The following is a 2,139-nucleotide window of genomic DNA, read 5'->3' as shown; positions in this document are numbered from 1 at the left end:
CTTGGGCGGCCTCGGCGCTGAGTTGGGCGAGCTGAGTAGCCGCGTCAGACACGCCGCGCAGGTCATGCCAGGTCATCGGCATCCCTGCCTCGGCAGGCAACAGCTGCACCTGCGGCTGACCGTCAACGCTGACGAACACCGAGCGCAGCGCTTCATGACGCGCCCATAGCGCATCCAGTGCTTGTTGCCACGCGATGGGGTTCAATGTACCGCGCAGGCGCAATGCCATCGGCATATGATACGTATCGCTCCCCCCATCGAGCTGCGCAAAGAACCATAGCCGTTGCTGCGCGAACGACAGCGGCAGTGCACCGTCACGCGAGACCGGCGTGATCGCGGGTAGTGCCGCACCGTCTGACGCGCGTTGCGCCTCGAGTACCGCAGCCAAGCCGGCCAATGTGGGTGCAGCAAACAACGTCGCTAGCGGCAATGCGATGCCCAGCGCAGCTACCCGATTCATTAAGCGCACCGCGAGCAACGAATGGCCACCGAGCGCGAAGAAATTGTCGTGCCGACCGACCGGCTCCATACCGAGCAATTCGGACCAAATCTGAGCCAGCGTGGTCTCGAGCTCGCCTTGTGGTGCTTCATACGCCTGGTGCGCAAACGCGTCAGCGCTGGGTGCCGGCAACGCTCGCCGGTCCAGCTTGCCGTTCGGTGTCAGCGGCAATGCATCGAGTCGCACAAATGCACTGGGCACCATGTACTCGGGCAACGCGGCCGCCACATGCGTGCGCAACGTGCCCGCTAACGCGTCATCAGGATCGGCCACCACATACGCGACTAGCCGTTTATCTTGGCCTTCGCCTGTTGCCAATACCACCGCGTCGCGCACCAGCGTATGCTGAGCCAAGCACGCCTCGATCTCACCGAGCTCAATGCGAAAACCCCGGATCTTGACTTGATGATCGTTGCGGCCCAGGAATTCCAAGTTACCGTCCGGTAAATACCGCGCCAGGTCCCCTGTCTTGTACATCCGCGCATCGGGTTCAGAGGCGAACGGATCGTGCACAAAACGCTCGGCCGTCAATTCGGGGCGATTCAGGTAGCCGCGTGCCACCCCGGCGCCACCAATATACAGCTCCCCCACCGTGCCCAGCGGCACCGGCTGACCGTAGCGATCGAGCAGGTAAATGCGCGTGTTCGCGATCGGCTGGCCAATTGGAATGCTGACGATGTCTTCCCGAATAGCGTTAATTCTATACGTCGTTGTAAACGTCGTACTTTCGGTTGGGCCATACCCGTTAATCAGTTGCTGAGGTGGCGTACCCTTTAACACTTGCGCCACCACGCTGGCATCCAGTGCATCCCCTCCTACAATCAACGCCTTGAGTTGCGGAAAAACCGGCCCTAGTTCTATAAACAACTGATTAAACAGCCCAACGGTGAGCCACAAAATGCTAATGCGCTGTTCCCGCAAGGTTTGAGCAAAAGCAGCGGGATTGAGCACCGTGTCGCGACTGATAACGACAGCCGTGGCACCGTTGAGTAGCGGAGCCCAAATTTCAAAAGTACTCGCGTCAAATGCTGGGTTGGCTGCAAGCGCCACACGATCAGCAGCCCCAACATCGAGATAACCATTGTTGATGACCAGTCGGGCAATGGAGCGATGCTCGACCATCACGCCCTTGGGCATACCCGTGGAACCGGACGTATAGATCACATACGCCAGATGTCGGGACGTGAGTGCCGGTACCGACGGATTCGTCTCCCGCTGCGCCGGGAGCCTGTTCGGATCGAGCACCGTGCGATGAGCCAAGGCCGCCTCACCCAGCGCCGCCCTGCCCGCTGCATCGGCCAACACAATGTCCGGCGCCGCATCGGCGAGAATATGCGCGAGCCGCGCGCCTGGATACGCTGGATCGAGTGGTACATACGCACCACCCGCCTTCAGAATCGCCAGCGGCCCCACCACCATCGCTGGGCTGCGCTGCACGCAGATCGCCACGCGCGCATCGGGCACAATACCCAGTTCGATCAACTGATGCGCGAGACGATTCGCCCGGGCATTGAGCTGCGCGTAACTGAGCGTCTGGTCTTCATACACCAGTGCTGTGGCTTCAGGCGTGCGCTCCACCTGCGCTTCAAATAGCTGGTGAATACATTGGTGTGACGGATAGTCTTGCTGCGTCGCGTTCC

At 60.6% G+C, this 2,139-nt stretch carries 1 protein-coding gene; it reads right to left on the bottom strand.

The window, feature by feature from the left end; translation table 11 throughout:
- A partial coding sequence (locus KPG66_RS15330) for an amino acid adenylation domain-containing protein (RefSeq protein WP_237071355.1) occupies positions 1–2,139 on the bottom strand: 2,139 nt, incomplete at both ends.

Origin of the sequence: Mycetohabitans sp. B2, assembly GCF_021733735.1 — a bacterium.
In the GTDB taxonomy this organism is placed as follows: domain Bacteria; phylum Pseudomonadota; class Gammaproteobacteria; order Burkholderiales; family Burkholderiaceae; genus Mycetohabitans; species Mycetohabitans rhizoxinica.
The sequence above is the reverse complement of the archived record's forward strand: the minus strand, read 5'-3'. Positions and strand labels throughout refer to the sequence as shown.